Source organism: Lysinibacillus sp. FSL K6-3209 (assembly GCF_037976175.1).
GTDB lineage: Bacteria > Bacillota > Bacilli > Bacillales_A > Planococcaceae > Lysinibacillus > Lysinibacillus sphaericus_D.
The window spans coordinates 344,331-363,219 of sequence record NZ_CP150264.1 but is presented as its reverse complement, the minus strand read 5'-3'; the positions used below and the strand labels follow the sequence as shown (position 1 = coordinate 363,219).

Here is an 18,889-nt window from a genome sequence, read left to right as displayed (position 1 = left end):
CAAAAAACCCTCGCATCAGCGAGGGTCGCGGCAGTGCCAGTCACTCACACAATTTATTACCAAAGCACAGGTTTTGCTACCATCAGCCATAGCATAATCAGCAATAATACAATATATATCCATGCTTTACGCTGTAACAATGAAGCAAATTTTTGCTGATGATAGGCGGGCGTATCGAACGTGCGAATAGTTGGCTTAAAGGCTCTAGCTAAAAAGACAATCGAACCACCCATCACAAGAAATGTTAGGATTACCCACGAGGTTGTCCATGGATATTCTCCACGCCACATTAATAAAATACCCGAGGCAACTAGCACATGCCCCGCGTGTTTAACGATCGTAATTGCACCTTGAAATACTTGGATATATGGTGGCATTTCAACATGTGCAGCTGTACGCATTTTCTTAACAATTACTAAAACAACAAATAATGGCCCAATCGAAAGGACTGCACTTAAAATATGTATATATAGAAGAAGTGTATAAATCGATAGCATATTGCATACTCTCCCTTTAACAAGTCTTACTCATTATAGCATTCCCCTTTGCGTTCTCTCATAATAATTGTGAATCCTTTGTAAATGCAACGTGAATCATTGTTAAATTGTTTGAAATCTGAACAAAGAGGGTATGGATTATAGTAACATGCACTTATAGAAACAAAAAGGAGTGATTCTTATAGGAATTCATCAATTTTTTACAAGTCTTAATGATTTAGAACGTATTATTCGTTGCCCGGGCCGCTTCAAATTTGAAGAACATAATGTAGCTGCACATTCTTGGAAAGTCTCACAGTATGCCATGTTCTTTGCAACACTGGAAGAAATGAATGGCGCTACAGTGAATTGGAAATCGTTATATGAAAAAACCATCAATCATGATTTCGCTGAAGTATTTATCGGAGATATTAAAACCCCCGTAAAGCATGCTAGCCCAGAGCTAAAACAAATGCTTGCACATGTGGAAGAAAAAATGATGGAAAAATTCATTATGAACGAAATCCCTAAAGAGTTTCAAGACATCTTTTTCGAACGCATGAAAGAAGGAAAAGACGAAACACTAGAAGGTCGTTTACTTGAATTTGCAGACAAATTAGATCAATTTTACGAAGCCTTTGCAGAATTAAAGCGCGGCAATACCGACATGGAATTTGTCCACATGTATCAAACGGCACTATCGAAGCTTTTATTGATTCCTCTTCCAGCAACAGTTCGTTATTTCAGAACTGAAATATTAAAAGATGCTGTAAAAGAAAAAACACATATTGATATACAAGCGCTCACAAATGAAGTATTAGACACAAACAAATAACGTGCATGTACAAGTTTTCCGATGAATTGATCGACGGAAGGCTTTTTTTATTTCCTAAAAAAAGTCGTATAATAGGAGTGATAGGAGGGAAAATATTGTCACATGAATGTTCAATTGTAGAAGATTTACTACCTTTATATAAAGCACATGGCCTCCAAGCCGATACGACCGAATTTATTGAACAGCATTTAGCTACATGTAAATCATGTCAGCAGTTGGCCGCTACACAACTATCCACTAATCAAAACTTATCAATGAAAAGCACATTAACCTTTTTTCATCTTGTTTTTATCGTGCTGTCTTTTATGTTTGCCCTTAATTCATCTTTACTTGGCAATCATAAAAGCTTCGTCATACTATACGGTCTATTCGGTTGCCTAACTTATTTATTTTATAAAAACATTTGGATTGTCTTTGCCATAAGCTCTATACCTGTGTTCGTCTGGGCCATTATTAATAATTTTAGCAATCCACTCTATATGAAGGACTTCTCTTTTATCGATATTGGTTCACTTATAGTGGGTGCAAGCTATATAGCTCTTTTACATACCATATTTGCCCTACTTGGTGCCGCTTTTGCCATTGTTTTACGTAGGCTTTGAAATGATAAAAGCATCTCTCCATACGAAAGATGCTCATTTATCATTCTCATTTTTAAGCTTTTTTGACGAACTCTGATTTTAGTTTCATTGCACCGAAGCCGTCAATTTTACAATCAATATTGTGATCGCCTTCAACAAGACGGATACTTTTCACCTTTGTTCCAATTTTTAATGTTGAAGAACTTCCTTTTACTTTTAAATCTTTAATAATTGTTACCGCATCACCATCTGCTAACAACTTGCCATTTGCGTCTTTTACAATGAGTGTATCTGACTCCTGCTCTGTTGCATCAGTGCTCCATTCATGTGCACATTCTGGACAAACAAAATTTGTGCCATCCTCATATGTGTATTCAGAATTACATTTCGGACAATTTGGATATGCTGCCATCTCTGTTTCCTCCCTTTATTTTTCGTTAGATAAATGATTACGCTCCTATCTTTACACACTTAGTCTGATTTCGCAAAGGTTGTTCGTATTTTTTGTTCGCATTTGTGAAAAATATATGAAACAATGCCTTATTATCCAGCTGTTTTTCCAACATTACTTTTGGATTTACAATATGTGCCCATTGACTTTTTTTCATAAACCATCTTACTTGCAACTTTGTTTAGCATGCCTTATTATATCCTTAAAGGCTGCATTGTTCGTATAATATTAAGTTTTAACCTTTAAGCTGTAAAAGGGAGTTTTATTATTGGAGTTGGAATGACGGGCCTCACACCAAGGTGCATGAGGATAAGCAGGAAAACTTCTGCGAACACCCACTTTGAGGAGTGGTGGTTTAAAACTTTCTATAATAACTACGGCATACGCGGCTTTTAACTTTACCATTAGAGCCTCAAGGCTTCAAAGCGACTCACCCTTCTTTATTGGAGGGTGAGTTTTTTATTGCCCAAATAACCGATGGGGTTAAATTGGGGTTAAACTTCTTTGTAATTAATAACAAATAAACATAATCGACTGTTTACCTCCTCACAATATACCCTCTTATACGAGGCACAATGAAAGTCTTTTTATCAACAGGCTTATTAACATTTGTGGAAAGCTTTTTAAATTGCATTTCTTCATATTGATCCTCTAAATCAAATATCGTTAATTGTCCTTGTTGTTCCATATATTCTATTCCATATTAAAATAAAGTTAATTGTTCACTACTTATATTTCAGATCAAATTTATTATTTACTTAATAGCATTTTTTTAGTGTATGTTTTCCTTTTTTCCTAAACCATACGCAAAATTAATTACTTCATTATTCCAATACATGAATACAGTGACATCCTTTTATCGACTATATAAGTTACAAAGAGCTTTAATTTCAATTAAGATACATTGATATTCGTTGTTACTAAAATCACTAGTAAAAACTTAAGGTGTATAGTTGCAATATTTTTATTCTGAAATCACTTCAAATAAATTTGCTAACTCTAAAAAGAATCTATACAAAGCTATAATACAAATCGAATATCTATAAATAAAAAAAGCCCAGGCTCAAAATTAATTGAGTACATAGGAATGTAATTTATTATAGAACTAACATACTGTTTCTAGGCAAGAAAAACTAGAGCTATTTGCTCTAGTTCACTTGTTACTAATTTCATAATAATCTAACCAAAAATGGATTTTAAAACAGTAATACTATACATAGTATAATTACCGCTTTTATCGTAAGCGTAAATTACAACTTCTCCACCAGGCTTAATTCCTTTTATTCTAACTCCATCTTCTATTTTAACATAGCTTGAACCTGATTTTACTTCCACTTTGCTCATTCCCCATAAATCTATATAACGATTCACCACTAAATCTTGTTTAACAAAATTGAAACAATTAGAGTCATTCTTACAATCTTCAATACTAACTGCGTAAGCCTTCTGAGTGTCCGATAATGAAACGAACATCAAAGCAGATAGAGCAAAAGTAAAAGCTAGAATTATTTTCGAGAATTTTTTCATGTTTTTCACCCTTCTTTATGTAAATAATAGATTCAAATTACTATAGCAAAAAAATGTACTATAGTAATTATTATACTAATATTCCTTAAAATAGCAATCAATAATTTTTTATTATTTGGATTTTCTATTGAGAGGTTTTAGTCATTTTTTTAAAGTGGGTTTAAAGACAGAAAACAAGTGAAATATAGCGAACAGAAAAGACAGCAAAAAGAATGCATCGAAAAATGCGTAGAACTTCACTCAGTCCTTCAATCATACTCATTTCAATAACTTACTTAACAAATCCGCATGCCAGTCATTATGATCCTGATTGACAACTACATCTTCTTCAAAAAATTTATCCGTAGACAACTCTTTTAGAGCTAACAGCGGGATTAGCGGATAATATAATTCCTCAACTTCGTAAAGGACCTCAAATGCTAAATACTCCACATTGTGAGCCTTACCTTTTTTAATAAAAACGTCCCAATTTATATTCTGTGCCTTAATTAACCGATAGATATCCGTATATTTACAAAGGGATACATCCTTGTTATATTTTTTATCCTTATAAACATCTACGCATAAAGAAAGTAACATATCTTCCCATAACAATACTTTAAATTGAACCCCATCTATTGTTAAAATTTGTACATTTTTTAGCAATTCTTCGGTTACCTCTTCTTGAATATTACGTTCAATTAATGGGTGCGGCGAAAATTGCAATCTGATTTTAAATATACTCAAAAATTTCATATCGGTTGATTTAACTAAATCAATCGGTTTTAATTTCTCAAGTGTCCTATCCCCTGTTCCCAAATTCCCATCAGCTTCATTTGGCATGTAACCAATGGACTGTAGACATGTTATGACCTTACCTTTATCTTTATAATTCACTAACACCTTACTATCGTAGTACGGACTGTGAAGACTGTTCTTATAGCTAGATTGGCTATTTGGCAGCCCGTCTAATAAAGCATACGGAATTTCTGCTGTATTTAATATTTCTATTAACTGTAACTGATGTTGTAACTGTTCGTTGGCAATTTCTTGTTGCAATTTATATTCTAAATTAGCCATTGTTTTTAATTTTACATACCCATATTCAAAGTTAGTTTCATCCACTATGTACTTTCTTATAATTACAGATACATTTGGGAAAATATGATGCATCTTTAATAGCCCTATTACTCGTACCCAATTTAAAGGCATTTTAAGTAATTGTTTTAAAGTATCAACCTCTACATACGATAAACTTTCTTTCGAGAGTAATAATATAAGATTATTTTCCCAATCAGTATATACCAATTACTCTTTCCCCTTCCATTTCCCAATAAAATTGAATCAAACTATGACAATATAAAAGGAAAAGGCACCTATAAATGTGCCTTTCTCCATAACCATTTCATCTATTCAATTTATTTAACAACTAATAGAAACAAATCAATTACTAACTAAACTTTTCTTGGATGGGCGTTTCTTTAGCATTCACTCGATACGATTCTACTACTGATATACATGCTAGTATTCCAGCAATAGACATTAGAAGCCAAGCTACATTGGAACCTAAAGTTGTAAACACAAAACCAAAAATTAATGGTCCGACAGCTGCCCCAAGAGAAACACCCATTTGACTAATAGCAGTTGCTTGCCCTTCTCTACCAGGATAAGCAGCTCCTGTTACATAGTGTAGTAATCCAGCCCAGCCCCAGCCACCACCATAGGCTAGAATAGCCCCTACTACTTGTAGAGTGTGTGAAGGCATGGTTAATGCAGCTGTACCTAATGATCCAACGATAAACATGGATAGTAACAATATTTTTTCAAGCCCTCTAAAACGGTCAATTGCTAATCCAGCAAAAACCCTTACTAGAATATTTGTTACCGATGCAACTGCGGCCACCATACTAGCTTTTACTAATGTAATTCCTCCATGTGTTAGAGACGTAATCAAAAATCCACCTAAGCTATTTCCAATTGCAGCGCCTAGGCCTCCTGCTATCGCCAACAACATTAAATGTCTATTTAAGCGTAGTTTTGTTGCATTTTTCTTTTTAGCATTGCCATGTTCATCATCATTTGAATTCATTAGTAAGATTATGCCATAGAATAAAGTTAGTACAGCAACAAGTCCGAATAGATTTCTCCATCCTATAGGCACCGCTAAAAAAGGAACAGAAAGGCTACAAAACAAAGTTGCTGCAGGTATGGCTGCTTGTTTCAACCCAAACGCAAATCCTTGAATCTTCTCAGGGCACCGTCTGATAATTAGCATATTAGTAAATGGTTGACTGTAGCCATAGACAGCTCCCCCAAAAGCAGCGCCTACCCATAATCCAATTTCCGGATATACGAACGTTAAGAAAAGGCTAAATGCAGTAACTAGAACTGCTATACCTATTATCTTATCTATGGAATGATGGCTATTTATTTGCCTACTAATATAGGCTCCCATAAGAGAACCTAACCAATATAATGTTATAGTTACGCCTATAGCTCCAACACTAAACCCTGTATCCTTCCTTATTAAATCATTTACTGCACCTGGTAAAAATACAGGAGTTGAAGTCAAAATCGTAACAAAAACTACGGTTAGCGCTGTGAAAACACTTCTTGATGTTTTTCTTTCTGATTTATTATGCTCTAACAAGAATTTTTCTCATCTCTTTCTCTTTGTTTTCGTGTTCTGCATGTAATAGACTAATAATTTCTCGTGCAATTGCATCGGATTCACATAATGTAACTGAATTAACCCCAGGTCTAATACCCGCTGCAGTAACCCAGTGAACGCCTTCAGTTGGAACACCAAAAGCAAACCTTCTTGAATGCTCTTTGCCCTCACCGTCTAAAACTTTGTTAAGAGGTCTACTTACAGCTACCCCCCCTGTATCATAAATCAAACCATTGCAACTAGGTATTTTATAAGTTTGACATTGGTTTGTTTTTAACAAATAGGACATTAATGGATCAGCATTTCGCTTTAAATTTGTCTCAGGAAGACGGGCTTCAATGAGGGCTTTAGCCTTTATACCACTATTGTTAACGAAAGGTGACACAGCATAAAATATCGATTCTTCTTCCACTACTTCTACTTTAAGTTTTGGTCCGATAATGTTAACAATTCCTGCTTCCATCAAAGCAATCATTTGTTCAATTCTAATTGCTGGTGGACCAATCGAAAAGAATGCATTTAACGGCGTATACCAATTCTTTAATTCGATTTTATACGAATCTCCATTAATACCTGCGTAATCTACGATAAGACGAATTTCATTACGTAAATCTCGTAACGCGTCTAATGCCGATTTTAAAGGACTGGTCACATTACCTCTTTTGGCCTCCTTTAAGTCTAAAGAAAGATAATGAATTAACCAATCATTAAATTCTTCGGGATTATCATAAAAATGATTTTTGACAGGATTAGCAAGCGTTTCCCAATCCCACATTAAATCATCAGGAATGCCAAAGTCCTTTAAAATGCTTCTCTCATGTTCACTTCCATAGGAATAGAGACTATATTTAGCCTGAAACTCCTGTCCAGCATTCAAACCTGATTTCTCTTCAATGATTGCCTTGTAATAAATCGTTTCTATTTCTTTCGCAATAAGTGGCCATACATCATTTTTAAAATCTACGGCTTGTCCGTCTAGCGTTTGGTTATGAAAATTCTTAATCACCTCTGGAGTGATATATATTGGTGTGTGTCTGCCTGATGCACCCTTCTCATTTTCACCACGAGCGTGATATGGAATACCTCTTCGAGAACCTGCATAGATGATAGGCTCTTCCCCTGAAGCTTGGTATACTAATTTATTTCCTGTTCGTATGAATTGCCCGCCTCTTCCCAGTGTAAACAGTGACATGTAATCGAAGAAATTCAAACCGAGTCCCTTTAAAATAACAGGCTCTCCTGCTTTTATGCACTCTAATGAAACATCGGCTGGATTACTCGGGGTAATATAGATCATTCCCTTTTCAGCTGCGATTTTTCTTAATTTCTCTTCTTCTGGAGATAAACTTACCGGTGTATGACCTTGCGCTAACACGACAGCGTCCACTCTTAAATGAACATTATCCTTTTCAAGCTGTACAATCTGGCTTCCATCATATGCATCATCAATCGCAATAGCTCGTGTTTGATGAGTATATACCATGACGTTACTTGGCATAGTTAAGACAACTTCTTTAAATACCCATTCCAAGTAGTGACCATAAAAGGCACGTGTAGGATAGGAATCTGGTTGTAATTCTTCTGCCTCTCTCATGACTAATTCGCTATATTCCAAATTAGCATTCGCTATCTTTGTTAAAGACTTAGCCCATTCATACAAACAAGGACCTTGCATAATAGGACCTTCACATTCAACACTAAAATCCGTAAACAAAGTAATTTGAGAAGCTACTGTGTTCATCAATAACGTTTTCGACTGATTTGTTCTCCACACTTCGCCAGAACCTGGAAGGAAAGGGTCTATCATATAAATTTCAATTTTACCTACATAAGAGTCTTCTTTAAAATTTGTACGAAGTCTTTCTAATACAGAAAGCCCTCTTGGTCCGCAACCTACTAAAGCAATTCTAAAAATATCTTTTGTCATTTTAAAACTCCTTCTAATAAATTTATAATGACCAACCCTGTATATTAGCTAAAGTCATACATGATTTGTGTTTACTTGCAGCATTAATGTTTTTATTAAATCTGCCGCTGGAAGAGATTGAGCAAGTTTATAGCCCTGTCCAGCCCATAAAGACATGTACTTTGGATTATCTGACTGAACAGCCTCTTTTCTTAATTTTTGTGTCATATAATGAACTTGTGGATACGCAGCGGGTGCTTCCTTGTCGTAAGTGGATAGAAAATAATTTACTAACCCTCTTGCACGCCTGCCCGTAAATGCGCGTGTAATATGAGTTGTAGTAAAGTCCGAATCCGTTAAAGCTTTTCTATATACTGGATTCGTCCCACTTTCTGGACAAAGGAGAAAAGCGGTACCTAATTGAGCAGCACTAGCCCCTGCCCCTAAAACAGCAGTAATCGTACATCCATCCATAATCCCTCCTGCCGCTATAATAGGAATATCGATTTCCTTTTTCACGATACTTATAAAAACGAGTAATCCATACTCTTCGTGAGGTTCCATATTATTTGAAAAGGAAGCTCGATGTCCTCCCGCCTCAATGCCTTGCAAACATAATGCATCGGCACCCGATTCATTTGCTATTTTTGCTTCTTCTAAATTTGTAACGGTAACAATTACGAAACTTCCATTTTGCTTTAATTCTTTTATAGTTTCAGTAGACGGACATCCAAAAGTAAAACTTACAACAGGTATTTTTTCTTCTTTGATTAAGTCAATTTTGTTATGCCAGTCATCATCATCCACGATTGGATCTCCAACTGTAGTTCCTAATAGTAATGCTTCTTTTTCTAACTTCGCTCGATAGTCGTCCACATTACAATTATCATTGATTTCATTTAGGTTAGGGACAAATAAATTTACACCAAAAATATTAGAAGACAAATTACGAAATTCTTGAATATCTTTTCTTAAATCTTCAGTTGTTTTGTATCCAGCAGCTAGAAAACCTAATCCTCCTGCATTGGATACCGCTGCGGCAAGAGCTGGCGTCGATACCCCTCCCGCCATAGGAGCTTGTATAATTGGGTATTTTAATTTATCTAACATACCGTTCTCCTTTTCATCGATGATTTAATTTTTCGAAAATTAAATTTGTTTTTTTAGAAACTCAGGACTCTTCTCAAATCGAATACCAGTTAGAAGTAAGCTTGCGCCAACTAAAACTACACTGGCCGCACCCAGTAATACAGCGTCATAATTCTGAGTGGCAGTTGAGATAATTCCAGCAATTGATGGCCCAATCATTTGTCCACCTGCATAGATAGATGTAAGAATGCCAATAATCCGACTACTATTAAATGGACTCATTTGGCGTGCTAATGTTGTAGCAAGGGTTGTGATTCCCATAAAAGTGGCTCCAAATAATAGAGCACTTAAAACTACCCCTATTTGAGATACCCATAAAGCTGGTAGCGCTATTCCGAAAGCTTGCAGTGTCATTGCTAACACCAATGATTTAACAAATCCAATTTTTTTAGCTAACTCTGACCAGATAATACAAGATGGAATTGCAGCCAATCCAACCACCATCCACACTACGGTAGCATCACCATTAAAGCTCGGTATTTCTTTCGCGATAGATACAATAAATGTACCTGTCACAATATACCCTAACCCTTCTAATCCATAAGCTACAATTAGCCAAGGAATCCATTTTAAAGGAGGTACACATAGAGCACTTTCTTGTTTACTAGTTTTCTCAAAAGACAGTGGTTCGTCTTTCATGCTAATCCAAACTATCAAAACTAGTAGCATACTAACACCGGACAAACCTAACCATACGCCTTCCCAGCTGTATAAACGATTTAATATGGGTATCAGTAAACTTGATAAAAAAATGCCCAGCCCTACTCCACCATAGAAAATGCCAGACCAATTCAATTTATTTCTGATAGCTAGTTTATCTAGCACAATGCCAGAGGCCATCACAAAAACAATGGCGCTGGAAATACCGGATATAAAACGCAACCCATACCAAATAAAATAAGATTGAAATAAACCCATACTAGCTGTTGTTAGAATACTAATAACCAGACTCAACCTTAATATAAACGTTCTATGTTGCTTTACAGGAATAACTCCTACTAAAAATGCCCCAAGTAAATAGCCTGCATAATTACTTGTAGCAAGATAACCCCCTACTGCATTTGAAAACGAAAGATCACTTTGCATCAGTGGAAGAATTGGCGTATATGCAAACCTGCCAATTCCCATAGCAACGATTAAAGATAAAATACCGCCTAATAAAAAAATAGAAGAATGTTTAAATAAAATCACACCCCTTGTAAAATCATTATATAAATATCATAACTTTTTTTTGAATTATAGTATAATTCAGGTAAGTGATAGTTACCATCTTTTATTTATATAGCTAAATGGAGGGTTTACTTATGGACTTACATGCTTTGAATATTTTTAAATCTGTTGCCGAAAAAGGGAGTATTTCGCAAGCCGCTCGTGATCTTAATTACGCACAATCCAATATCACTACTAAAATTCAACAATTAGAAAACGATCTTCAAACCACACTATTTTACCGGAATAACCGTGGCACTACCTTAACTTCCAAAGGGAAGGTCTTATTAACATACGCTGAAAATATCTTTAATTTAATAGAAGAAACAGTCAAGGTGATGCAAGATAATCAAATTCCACAAGGCCCATTATCTATAGGCTCTATGGAAACAACTGCTGCTGTTCGCTTACCATCCTTACTATCGAAATATCACCACGAATATCCAAATGTAGACTTAAATTTAAAAACAGGGCCAACTCAACAAAATATTCAAGGGGTTTTGCATCATGAACTAGATGGGGCATTCGTTGCTGGTCCTATTGACCACCCAGAACTAACTCAAAAGACTGTTATCGAAGAGGACTTGGTACTAATTACAGATACTGTTCATCCTCCTTTGTCATCTATTAAAGATATCCAAACAAGGACGCTACTAGTGTTTCGAAGTGGCTGCACTTATCGGGCAAAACTCGAACAATGGTTGCATGATGAAGGAATTACCCCAAATAAAATAATGGAATTTGGTACACTTGAAGCAATTCTTGGCTGTGTCTCTGCAGGGTTAGGCATAAGTATGCTCCCCTATTCTGTTATAGAAATGCATTTACAAGCTGGGACAATTAAACATCATTCAATCCCAAATCCTTATGGAAAAGTTGAAACAATATTCATCTATAGGAAGGACACATTTATACCTACATCTTTAATTAAATTTATGGATATGTTTTGTGAGGAAAGAAATGCATTTGAACATTCTATTTCTATCCAATAATCAGAATAGTCAGTTTTAAATAACTAAAAAAATAAGCGCGTTAATTTACAGTGCTGTGCCTTATGTATAAGTGTTTTTCCAATGAAACGAAGTATAAAAGAACAACGGCATATGCGCCTTTTATTCCCTCTTACATTTATAAAGCATCTTAACCAATTTGGCTAAGATGCTTTTTAGTACATGTGTACAAGTAGAAGGCACTACTTTGCATTGATATAGTAGATTAGATGATCAGTCCACTCATCGTCCTCATAGAGCCTTTTCTCGTACATTCATAAACCATGCCAACACTTTCTGCCAGCTTTATTGATGCATTATTATCAAGGTTTATATGCGCTTTGACTATATTTTTTCTACACGCTTTCCATTCACAAAAAACGATAAGACAAATCCAATAAGAGCAATAGCTGCTATAAAGTTGAAAGCATATTTTGTTCCTTCTGCAATCAACTCTAATAACGAAGCATTTTGGAAATGTTCCATATGCTTGTTTTGTCCACTAACCATTAATGTAATAGCTAAAGCAGTTCCTGTTCCCCCTGCAATTTGTTGTAATGTGCTCATGACAGCGGCACCATCAGCGTATAATTCACGTGGCAACTGATTTAATCCATTTGTTTGTGCCGGCATAATAATCATTGATATTCCTATAAAGAAGATTGTATTTGCTAAAATAATTTGCCAAACAGGTGTATGTGCGGAAATCGTAAAAATAAATAGTAAACTTGCACTGAACGTTAACAGAAAGCCCAATGGCAAAAATTTTTTAGCTCCAAATTGATCAAAAAGTTTCCCTACAACTGGCGATAAAAAAGCATTCATTGCACTACCAGGTAGAAGAATAAGTCCTGCTACTGTAGCACTGAATAGCAAAGAACCTTTTAAGTACATTGGTAGCAAAATAGCTGTTGATAAAATTAACAGCATACCACTAAACAAGAGCAACGTTCCTAATGTAAACATAGGATATTTGAACGTCCGCAAATTAATCATAGGCTGCTTCATTTTAAATTGGCGAATAACAAATAGTGCAATTGCCGCTAATCCAACAATAAAAGGTAGATATACCGCGGCTGAAGCAAATGATTTTTCTGAAACGGTACTTAAACTGTAAATGAAGCCTCCAAACCCAAGTGTTGATAAAATAATGGAGACAATATCAATCGTTGGTTTCGTAATTGTAGATACGTTATCGATTTGCTTTAACCCAGCTATCACTAGTGCTGCGTAAAACACAAGGCTAATCCAAAAAATATAAGACCAATTTAACGAGTCTACAATTAAACCTGCCAATGTCGGTCCAATCGCTGGTGCTGTTGTAATAACAAGACCCATCAAGCCCATAACCGCTCCTCGTTTATGAATAGGGAAAATTAATAAAATGACATTCATCATCAAAGGTAGAATAATGCCTGTTCCAAATGCTTGAATAATACGACCTATTAATAAAATCGGAAAGTTTGGCGCTAAAGCTGCTAAAATCGTTCCCAAAATAGAAAAAATTAACGAACCCACAACTAACTGTTTTGTTGTAAACCATTGAATAAGAAGAGATGAGACAGGTACTAAAATACCAATTGTTAATAAATAGCCAGTAGTCAACCACTGTGCTGTTGCAGCTGATACTGCAAAATCAGCCATAATATTTGTCAGTGCCATATTTAAAGCTGTCTCACTAAACAGCCCTATAAAAGCCGCAAACATAAGGACAAAAGCCATGCTTTTAGGTTTACGTACTGGCACAACTTGCATTGATGAAGCCATAAAATACTTCCTTTCTTCTCTACGATTAATTAGACCGGTCTATATAATATCAACAAAATAAAGACCCTTTTTACTTTGAAAGCAATAAAGGGATCATTTTGTTAATTTGAATTAAAGGTTCACTTGATTTTTTTGTTACACATAATGTAATGCCACCTTCAATTAATGCACTTATTGTTTTACTAATTAAGAAAGCACGTTCCTCACTATATCCACTAACTTTTAATTTCTCAAAGTAAAGATTTCCCCAAATTTCAAAGGTTTCTTCACAAGCCTGACGTAAATTCTCATTTACAAATGCTGTTTCCATTGCGAGTAATCCCATTGGAACATTTTTTAATTTAGATATTGGATCGATGTCATGAAAAATTCCAGAAATATTTTCTATATGGTATTGAAATGCCTTAGCTGGATCATCATAAGCTGCTAAATTTTGCTGTATTTCTGCTGCAATTCTTGTTGCTGATAAGTTAATCGCTTCAACAGCTAATTGTTCTTTACCATTAGGAAAATGATAATATAAAGAACCTTTAGGGGCCCCACTCTCTTGAATAATTTGACTCAAGCCAGTAGCGTGGTATCCTTTCAAATGAAAAAGCTCTGTTGCAGCTTCTAAAATTTTTTCGCGAGATGATTTTTTGCTAGACATAGGTTGTACCTCCCTTAAAATTATAACGAACGGTCTACATAATAATATAAGTCTATTTGAATATTGTCAATTGGATTACTGCCGTATTTCCCTAAGAAGCACTCCAAATTTAGAGCATGTCTAAAATTTCTTTTGCAATTTCATCAAGTTCTTCTGCGATTTCATTTTGTGTAGGGGTTTCGGCGACTCGTATTAAATAATCTTTAAACTGAAATTGAAACTCTACAGGTAATTTAATAACTAAAAAATGTAAAATAAACCACTTCCAGTTATTGTCATCTGAAGATAATACTGCTTGCACATGGGAGACAATTTCCTCGGGGAAAGTTAATAGTATATCCATTACGCTAGAAGCAACAGGCCAGTTCATATCTTGCGTATATTCGAGGAGGTTAGGCAGTAAAGTTTCTAATACATTTCTATCTAATTTTTTTAGTTTTTCAACCTTATCAACATCGTATATATTTAAAGGGAGGCAATCTTCTAACCCTTCCAATCCAACCCCTCCTTGTTTTTCCTTGCTTAACACTCTATTAAAAACTACTCTACACTAGTAATACCTTACTTACTAAGCAATCTTATAAATAACTGACCTAGAATATAAATACTTGAGACAAATATCATAGCACCATTTTTGCCAAAAGGTTTAAACCAACTGCCATCATCCAATATAAAAAAATGACCCAATATTAATGAAATAACGGTCATCATAATATTTATACTAAAAAACAAAGGTAAATTCATATTTCTCGTTAATAGACCAATAACGACTATGCACACTATGAATGTAGGAAATAAGAAATCCGCGTCCTGCCTATTAAGATAACCATTATATTCATAAAAATAATATAAGAAAGGAACTGGAAATAAAGACATCATACAAATAATAAATTTTTTCATTATATAACCTCACTATATTTAAACAAATAAGGAAATGAATATTTAGTGTGATTTTACACCGAATATTGGCTTTTTCATATATAAATATTATTTAAAAATTGTTATTTAAGACTTTATTTATGTGTATTCTCTACCCCTCTTTTCTATTTACTTTAGGTAAAAATAGAATGCTGACAATCAATCCTAAATACAAAGGGGATTTTAATAGTTCATTTGTTGAATACCCTAATAAATAAGGTAAACCTACTATTATCATGATTATACAGATTCCAAACAATCCCAATCTTATTTTGCTCAACATAAGTCACCCCTTCTTGACAATAACAAAATGGTTTGTTAATTATAACACCGCCTTTATTATACCATTTATTTACATATATTAATTTATGCAATATTGCTCACATAGCATGTTATTTAGATAACCGTTTGTTCAATAATTGCTTACAGTTGTCCGTTTTTTACGTTTATGTTATAAAAAATTAAAAATAGAGTAGGAGGAGATTATCATCAAATTAAGAGAAGAATACACTTGTCCGTTAGAATTAGTACAAGATATGATCAAAGGAAAATGGAAATGTATTATTATTTGGCGATTACGGCTTGGACCCACATCTCCATCTAAACTAAGACGGGATATTAAAGGAATTACTGAAAAAATGCTGTTAGAACAATTAAAAGAACTAATGGATTTTCAATTAGTCGATAAAGAGGAATACCTTTCCACATATCCACTACGAGTGGAATATAGCTTAAGTACAAAAGGAAAAGAAGTATTAAAATCATTAGAAATTATGCAGCGATTAGGTATTCAATATATCGAGGAGAAACAAATAATAGGTAGTCGTTAAATAGAGTACCCTTACAAAAAAGTGGGTAATTTACGGTCGTTTTTTCTCCATGTTATCATGACCTCAACAACATATGGAGGTAATAACCATGAAGAAAAAATTTATATTATTCCTATCTATCTTTTCACTTTTAGCTATAGGTATACTAGCTGGATGCAGTAACCAAAATAAAAATATTACTGAATCCACAAAAGAAAAAACATTTGTCGTAACAAGTACTGGTATAGTTGATGGCGTTATTCAAGATCAATATGGACAACTGGGAGATTCCTTTAACGAGCATGGCATGCCGACTTATTCATTACCATTAAAGTTTGAAAATGCACCAAAAGAAACTGTGTCATATGCGTTAGTTTTAGAAGATAAAGACGCTTTCCCTATTAGCCAAGGATTCTCTTGGATTCATTGGACAGCAGCTAATATCCAAAAAGATGAACTGAAAGAAAACGAAAGTCAAACAGCGACTGATTTTGTCCAAGGCGTAAATAGTTGGATAAGTCCTCAAGGAGGTAGCCAAAGCACAGAACTCTCTAGCTTTTACGGGGGGATGGCTCCGCCTGATAAACCTCATACTTACGAGATTCATGTCTATGCATTAGATACGACCGTCGATTTAGAAAATGGATTTTTACTGAATGAACTCTATCATGCTATCGAAGGTCATGTGTTAGCTGACTACACTTTAAAGGGTACTTACCCAAATAAGTAATCACCTATATTCTTATTTTATCTCAACATTATATCAATTTAATTTCAAATAAGTCCGGGACTGTTCGATTTTTTCAGTCTCTGGACTTTTTTCTTTGCTCCTAGTAACATTGTTTTAAGAACAAATTGATTTGGTTTTCTACGTTAAATCACTGAAACTTTAGCCAGCTATTAGCAACAATTTAGACAAAAAGAGCTTGGCTAATAATTTTTTTGTTTTCATTACTGAAACAATATAGGATATACTTTTATAGTCCTGTTATTGGCACGTAAAATAGAAAGTTAATTTCAAGAAAGTTTTATTGGAGGTTTATTATGAATTACAGAATTATTAACAAACAAGTATTTGAACAAGCACAGCTTCGTTCGGTTTCAGATGTACCATTCACCGAAGAAGAACTTCAACATGGGATGAAAATTGCCGTCTCTAAAGCAGATGATACTTTAGCTTTATATTTACTAGATATCGAAGGTCATAGAAAATTTGAAGTTCGTTGGGACGATTCATCAGAAATTTTCAACGGTTGGTATTCAGCATGGGATAATTTCTCTTGGTGCCTAGATGTAGTAAGCAAATAAATAGCCTTTTGGAATAATATCAACTAGAAACGAACATTCTTTTGTTTTCAGTTGATATTATTTTATTTAACTAGTATTTCTACTTTAGAATAAAGGGTTTTTCATTAAACTATTTAGTAGCAGCATTTGCAACTTCATAAACAGCCTATTTCTTGAAGGAGTGATATGATGAAATTTTTTAAGAAGATTACATTTATCCATCCTATAAGGAAGTACATACATGTCATACTAATCATTTTCATGTTTGCTCTTGTCATACCTGCTGGATTCAATCCACTATATTTAAATTTAATCATGATCCTTTTTGGACTCGTCATATTAAATCGTGGTTTTGATTATAAAGGAACGAACAATAAAGCTTTTTACAAATGTTTGTATATGGGCATAGCGATGTGTTTATTATTTATTGTTTTATTTATTGTCCAATTTACAAGGAATGGATAACAACGTTACGCATGCCTCTCACTTTCGGGTAGTCAGCAATGCACGGAAGATGATTTTCTTTCATTCGTTAGAAAAAATACTTTAACTCCCTGTCCCTTTGTATAATTCATACGCAATTTGAACATATATGGAGTAACAAGGGAGGAATGAACATGAAAAAACTACTTTACATGTTAGTACTATTCACACTATTGTTATCAGCCTGTGGAAAGAATGAAGAACCGAAGGAAGCAGCAGTGGATCAAGAGACATCTGTTGAAGATATTGTGGGCGCAACCGTTAAAAATAAATTTACTGTAGAAGAAACGAAAGGTATTGTTACTATTTCGATTCAGGATACAGATGTCCGAGAAGGTTCAAAAAACCAAATGCTAAAAGATTCAGGGAAAATATTTGCAGAGATGTCGAAACTAAAAAGCGTGAAAACACCTTCGATTATTTGGTATGCTCCATTAACAGGTGCTAATAGCAATGAAGACATGACCGAAGTATTAAGCATTTATTTTAACGAAAAAGATTTTAGAACTGTCAATTGGGCCGACTATTCTCGATTAAATATAGAATCCATTGCTACTGAATATAGGGAAAACCAAGCATTAGGAGATTAAGCATTCAGAAGCGAGTGCAAAATGGAAAAAGTGTAAGATTGACTGCCATCAATCTTACACTTTTTTGCTCTGTTATTGTTTTTCGCTACGGCAATTGCTTCGAGGGTACTTCTATGCCCATACTCGCTTGAGTGCAGTATGCCTGCGTCTATTTTTATGCGTCAATCTATGTAATGATCTATTAATAAAATACTATTTGGTGGAAATACTCTTTGCTTATTTATGATAGTATTCGTTTCCCGATTATAAAAAGGAAGCGTTAGCTCCTGATAATCTTTATGTATTTTGGAAAAGCAATATTTTATGTACGCTATATCCCATTGTAAGTAATAATATTCGTACCATTCTTCATAACCCGTATTATAGCGTTTTTCGCTTTCTACAATGTAATCGTCAATATGTAACACATGAATCGTACATGCATTTTCTAGCATGCTCACTAACTCTTTGACAAAGGTCGTTTTTCCTGCCCCACCTAATCCGTCAATGGCAACAATGAATGGCCTTTCTCTCGGATCCGAACTGCAATATCGTTTCATTATTTCGTTTGTAACCTGCTGTAGGCAAAGCAATTCTCCCACTCTCCTTAAAATTCAAATAACCAGTTTACCTT

The 18,889-nt window shown here is 34.6% G+C and carries 21 protein-coding genes, 1 other RNA gene and 1 pseudogene; 9 read left to right on the top strand and 14 right to left on the bottom strand.

Annotation, left to right across the window (positions count from 1 at the left end):
• Positions 1-56: 56 nt before the first annotated feature.
• Positions 57-497 carry a hypothetical protein gene (locus tag MHH88_RS01915; protein WP_339261260.1) on the bottom strand — a complete coding sequence of 147 codons (441 nt, stop codon included), beginning with the start codon at positions 495-497 and terminating at the stop codon, positions 57-59.
• A gap of 172 nt (positions 498-669) precedes the next feature.
• On the opposite strand from MHH88_RS01915, the gene MHH88_RS01910 reads away from it, so the two are divergent.
• Together MHH88_RS01910 and MHH88_RS01905 are read left to right on the top strand one after the other, a co-directional pair.
• Positions 670-1,311, top strand: a complete 642-nt coding sequence (locus MHH88_RS01910) for a YfbR-like 5'-deoxynucleotidase (RefSeq protein ID WP_029747446.1) — start codon at positions 670-672, stop codon at positions 1,309-1,311.
• A 95-nt stretch (positions 1,312-1,406) separates the two neighbouring features.
• Positions 1,407-1,913 (top strand): zf-HC2 domain-containing protein, encoded by a 507-nt coding sequence (locus MHH88_RS01905; RefSeq protein ID WP_069512970.1) that lies wholly within the window; start codon positions 1,407-1,409, stop codon positions 1,911-1,913.
• Positions 1,914-1,965: 52 nt separating this feature from the next.
• Here MHH88_RS01905 and MHH88_RS01900 read toward each other — a convergent pair whose 3' ends face one another.
• Positions 1,966-2,304: a zinc ribbon domain-containing protein YjdM gene (locus tag MHH88_RS01900; protein WP_069512971.1), complete on the bottom strand. Its 339-nt coding sequence runs from the start codon at positions 2,302-2,304 to the stop codon at positions 1,966-1,968.
• 242 nt (positions 2,305-2,546) lie between these two features.
• Here MHH88_RS01900 and ssrS point away from each other — a divergent pair.
• Positions 2,547-2,739: non-coding RNA, 6S RNA (gene ssrS / locus MHH88_RS01895), on the top strand.
• A gap of 142 nt (positions 2,740-2,881) precedes the next feature.
• On the opposite strand, the gene MHH88_RS01890 is transcribed toward ssrS, so the two are convergent.
• The 7 genes from MHH88_RS01890 to MHH88_RS01860 all read right to left on the bottom strand — a co-directional run bounded on the left by MHH88_RS01890 (position 2,882) and on the right by MHH88_RS01860 (position 10,766).
• The gene (locus MHH88_RS01890; RefSeq protein WP_339261257.1) at positions 2,882-3,031 is read right to left on the bottom strand and encodes a hypothetical protein; all 150 of its coding nucleotides are present in this window, start codon (positions 3,029-3,031) and stop codon (positions 2,882-2,884) included.
• 491 nt (positions 3,032-3,522) lie between these two features.
• Positions 3,523-3,870, bottom strand: a complete 348-nt coding sequence (locus MHH88_RS01885; protein ID WP_339261255.1) for a hypothetical protein — start codon at positions 3,868-3,870, stop codon at positions 3,523-3,525.
• A gap of 258 nt (positions 3,871-4,128) precedes the next feature.
• The gene (locus tag MHH88_RS01880) at positions 4,129-5,157 is read right to left on the bottom strand and encodes a nucleotidyltransferase family protein (protein WP_339261253.1); all 1,029 of its coding nucleotides are present in this window, start codon (positions 5,155-5,157) and stop codon (positions 4,129-4,131) included.
• A gap of 142 nt (positions 5,158-5,299) precedes the next feature.
• Positions 5,300-6,499, bottom strand: coding sequence for an MFS transporter (locus MHH88_RS01875; protein WP_103977531.1), 1,200 nt, complete (start codon positions 6,497-6,499; stop codon positions 5,300-5,302).
• Entirely contained in the window at positions 6,486-8,447 is a 1,962-nt protein-coding gene (locus MHH88_RS01870; protein WP_339261251.1) for an FAD/NAD(P)-binding protein, read from the bottom strand. The genes MHH88_RS01875 and MHH88_RS01870 overlap by 14 nt, the downstream gene beginning before the upstream one ends.
• A 54-nt stretch (positions 8,448-8,501) precedes the next feature.
• On the bottom strand, positions 8,502-9,536 hold the full coding sequence (locus MHH88_RS01865; RefSeq protein ID WP_339261249.1) for a nitronate monooxygenase: 1,035 nt from the start codon (positions 9,534-9,536) through the stop codon (positions 8,502-8,504).
• Between the two features lie 39 nt (positions 9,537-9,575).
• Positions 9,576-10,766 carry a YbfB/YjiJ family MFS transporter gene (locus MHH88_RS01860; RefSeq protein ID WP_339261247.1) on the bottom strand — a complete coding sequence of 397 codons (1,191 nt, stop codon included), beginning with the start codon at positions 10,764-10,766 and terminating at the stop codon, positions 9,576-9,578.
• A 113-nt stretch (positions 10,767-10,879) separates the two neighbouring features.
• On the opposite strand from MHH88_RS01860, the gene MHH88_RS01855 reads away from it, so the two are divergent.
• Positions 10,880-11,776, top strand: coding sequence for a LysR family transcriptional regulator (locus MHH88_RS01855; protein WP_069512977.1), 897 nt, complete (start codon positions 10,880-10,882; stop codon positions 11,774-11,776).
• Between the two features lie 200 nt (positions 11,777-11,976).
• On the opposite strand, the pseudogene MHH88_RS01850 reads toward MHH88_RS01855, so the two are convergent.
• From MHH88_RS01850 to MHH88_RS01835, 4 genes and pseudogenes are all read right to left on the bottom strand, one after another.
• A pseudogene (locus MHH88_RS01850) lies at positions 11,977-12,125 on the bottom strand (GNAT family protein); the annotation flags it as partial.
• On the bottom strand, positions 12,119-13,540 hold the full coding sequence (locus MHH88_RS01845) for an MDR family MFS transporter (RefSeq protein ID WP_339261245.1): 1,422 nt from the start codon (positions 13,538-13,540) through the stop codon (positions 12,119-12,121). The gene MHH88_RS01845 and the pseudogene MHH88_RS01850, both read right to left, overlap by 7 nt.
• Before the next feature lie 70 nt (positions 13,541-13,610).
• Positions 13,611-14,189 (bottom strand): TetR/AcrR family transcriptional regulator, encoded by a 579-nt coding sequence (locus MHH88_RS01840; RefSeq protein ID WP_103977534.1) that lies wholly within the window; start codon positions 14,187-14,189, stop codon positions 13,611-13,613.
• 109 nt (positions 14,190-14,298) lie between these two features.
• Complete coding sequence (locus tag MHH88_RS01835) at positions 14,299-14,685, bottom strand: DUF5071 domain-containing protein (RefSeq protein WP_339261243.1); 387 nt, start codon at positions 14,683-14,685, stop codon at positions 14,299-14,301.
• A 958-nt stretch (positions 14,686-15,643) separates the two neighbouring features.
• Between MHH88_RS01835 and MHH88_RS01830 the strand changes: the two genes are divergently transcribed.
• From MHH88_RS01830 to MHH88_RS01810, 5 genes are all read left to right on the top strand, one after another.
• On the top strand, positions 15,644-15,937 hold the full coding sequence (locus MHH88_RS01830) for a helix-turn-helix domain-containing protein (protein WP_339261241.1): 294 nt from the start codon (positions 15,644-15,646) through the stop codon (positions 15,935-15,937).
• 88 nt (positions 15,938-16,025) lie between these two features.
• The gene (locus MHH88_RS01825; protein ID WP_339261239.1) at positions 16,026-16,646 is read left to right on the top strand and encodes a YbhB/YbcL family Raf kinase inhibitor-like protein; all 621 of its coding nucleotides are present in this window, start codon (positions 16,026-16,028) and stop codon (positions 16,644-16,646) included.
• Between the two features lie 314 nt (positions 16,647-16,960).
• Positions 16,961-17,224, top strand: coding sequence for a hypothetical protein (locus MHH88_RS01820; protein WP_024360891.1), 264 nt, complete (start codon positions 16,961-16,963; stop codon positions 17,222-17,224).
• Between the two features lie 165 nt (positions 17,225-17,389).
• Complete coding sequence (locus MHH88_RS01815) at positions 17,390-17,668, top strand: hypothetical protein (RefSeq protein WP_339261237.1); 279 nt, start codon at positions 17,390-17,392, stop codon at positions 17,666-17,668.
• 152 nt (positions 17,669-17,820) lie between these two features.
• Positions 17,821-18,276, top strand: coding sequence for a hypothetical protein (locus MHH88_RS01810; RefSeq protein WP_103977538.1), 456 nt, complete (start codon positions 17,821-17,823; stop codon positions 18,274-18,276).
• A 161-nt stretch (positions 18,277-18,437) separates the two neighbouring features.
• Here MHH88_RS01810 and MHH88_RS01805 read toward each other — a convergent pair whose 3' ends face one another.
• Positions 18,438-18,815, bottom strand: a complete 378-nt coding sequence (locus MHH88_RS01805; protein WP_339261234.1) for a uridine kinase — start codon at positions 18,813-18,815, stop codon at positions 18,438-18,440.
• Positions 18,816-18,889 lie beyond the last annotated feature (74 nt).

What these genes read in the sequence shown, in the direction of transcription:
- MHH88_RS01830 (WP_339261241.1), top strand. Translation starts at nt 15,644, where the DNA reads ATGATCAAAGGAAAATGGAAATGTATTATTATTTGGCGATTACGGCTT.
- MHH88_RS01885 (WP_339261255.1), bottom strand. Translation starts at nt 3,870, where the DNA reads ATGAAAAAATTCTCGAAAATAATTCTAGCTTTTACTTTTGCTCTATCT.
- MHH88_RS01825 (WP_339261239.1), top strand. Translation starts at nt 16,026, where the DNA reads ATGAAGAAAAAATTTATATTATTCCTATCTATCTTTTCACTTTTAGCT.
- MHH88_RS01805 (WP_339261234.1), bottom strand. Translation starts at nt 18,815, where the DNA reads ATGAAACGATATTGCAGTTCGGATCCGAGAGAAAGGCCATTCATTGTT.
- MHH88_RS01820 (WP_024360891.1), top strand. Translation starts at nt 16,961, where the DNA reads ATGAATTACAGAATTATTAACAAACAAGTATTTGAACAAGCACAGCTT.
- MHH88_RS01865 (WP_339261249.1), bottom strand. Translation starts at nt 9,536, where the DNA reads ATGTTAGATAAATTAAAATACCCAATTATACAAGCTCCTATGGCGGGA.
- MHH88_RS01815 (WP_339261237.1), top strand. Translation starts at nt 17,390, where the DNA reads ATGATGAAATTTTTTAAGAAGATTACATTTATCCATCCTATAAGGAAG.
- MHH88_RS01845 (WP_339261245.1), bottom strand. Translation starts at nt 13,540, where the DNA reads ATGGCTTCATCAATGCAAGTTGTGCCAGTACGTAAACCTAAAAGCATG.
- MHH88_RS01900 (WP_069512971.1), bottom strand. Translation starts at nt 2,304, where the DNA reads ATGGCAGCATATCCAAATTGTCCGAAATGTAATTCTGAATACACATAT.
- MHH88_RS01810 (WP_103977538.1), top strand. Translation starts at nt 17,821, where the DNA reads ATGAAAAAACTACTTTACATGTTAGTACTATTCACACTATTGTTATCA.
- MHH88_RS01915 (WP_339261260.1), bottom strand. Translation starts at nt 497, where the DNA reads ATGCTATCGATTTATACACTTCTTCTATATATACATATTTTAAGTGCA.
- MHH88_RS01840 (WP_103977534.1), bottom strand. Translation starts at nt 14,189, where the DNA reads ATGTCTAGCAAAAAATCATCTCGCGAAAAAATTTTAGAAGCTGCAACA.
- MHH88_RS01890 (WP_339261257.1), bottom strand. Translation starts at nt 3,031, where the DNA reads ATGGAACAACAAGGACAATTAACGATATTTGATTTAGAGGATCAATAT.
- MHH88_RS01870 (WP_339261251.1), bottom strand. Translation starts at nt 8,447, where the DNA reads ATGACAAAAGATATTTTTAGAATTGCTTTAGTAGGTTGCGGACCAAGA.
- MHH88_RS01855 (WP_069512977.1), top strand. Translation starts at nt 10,880, where the DNA reads ATGGACTTACATGCTTTGAATATTTTTAAATCTGTTGCCGAAAAAGGG.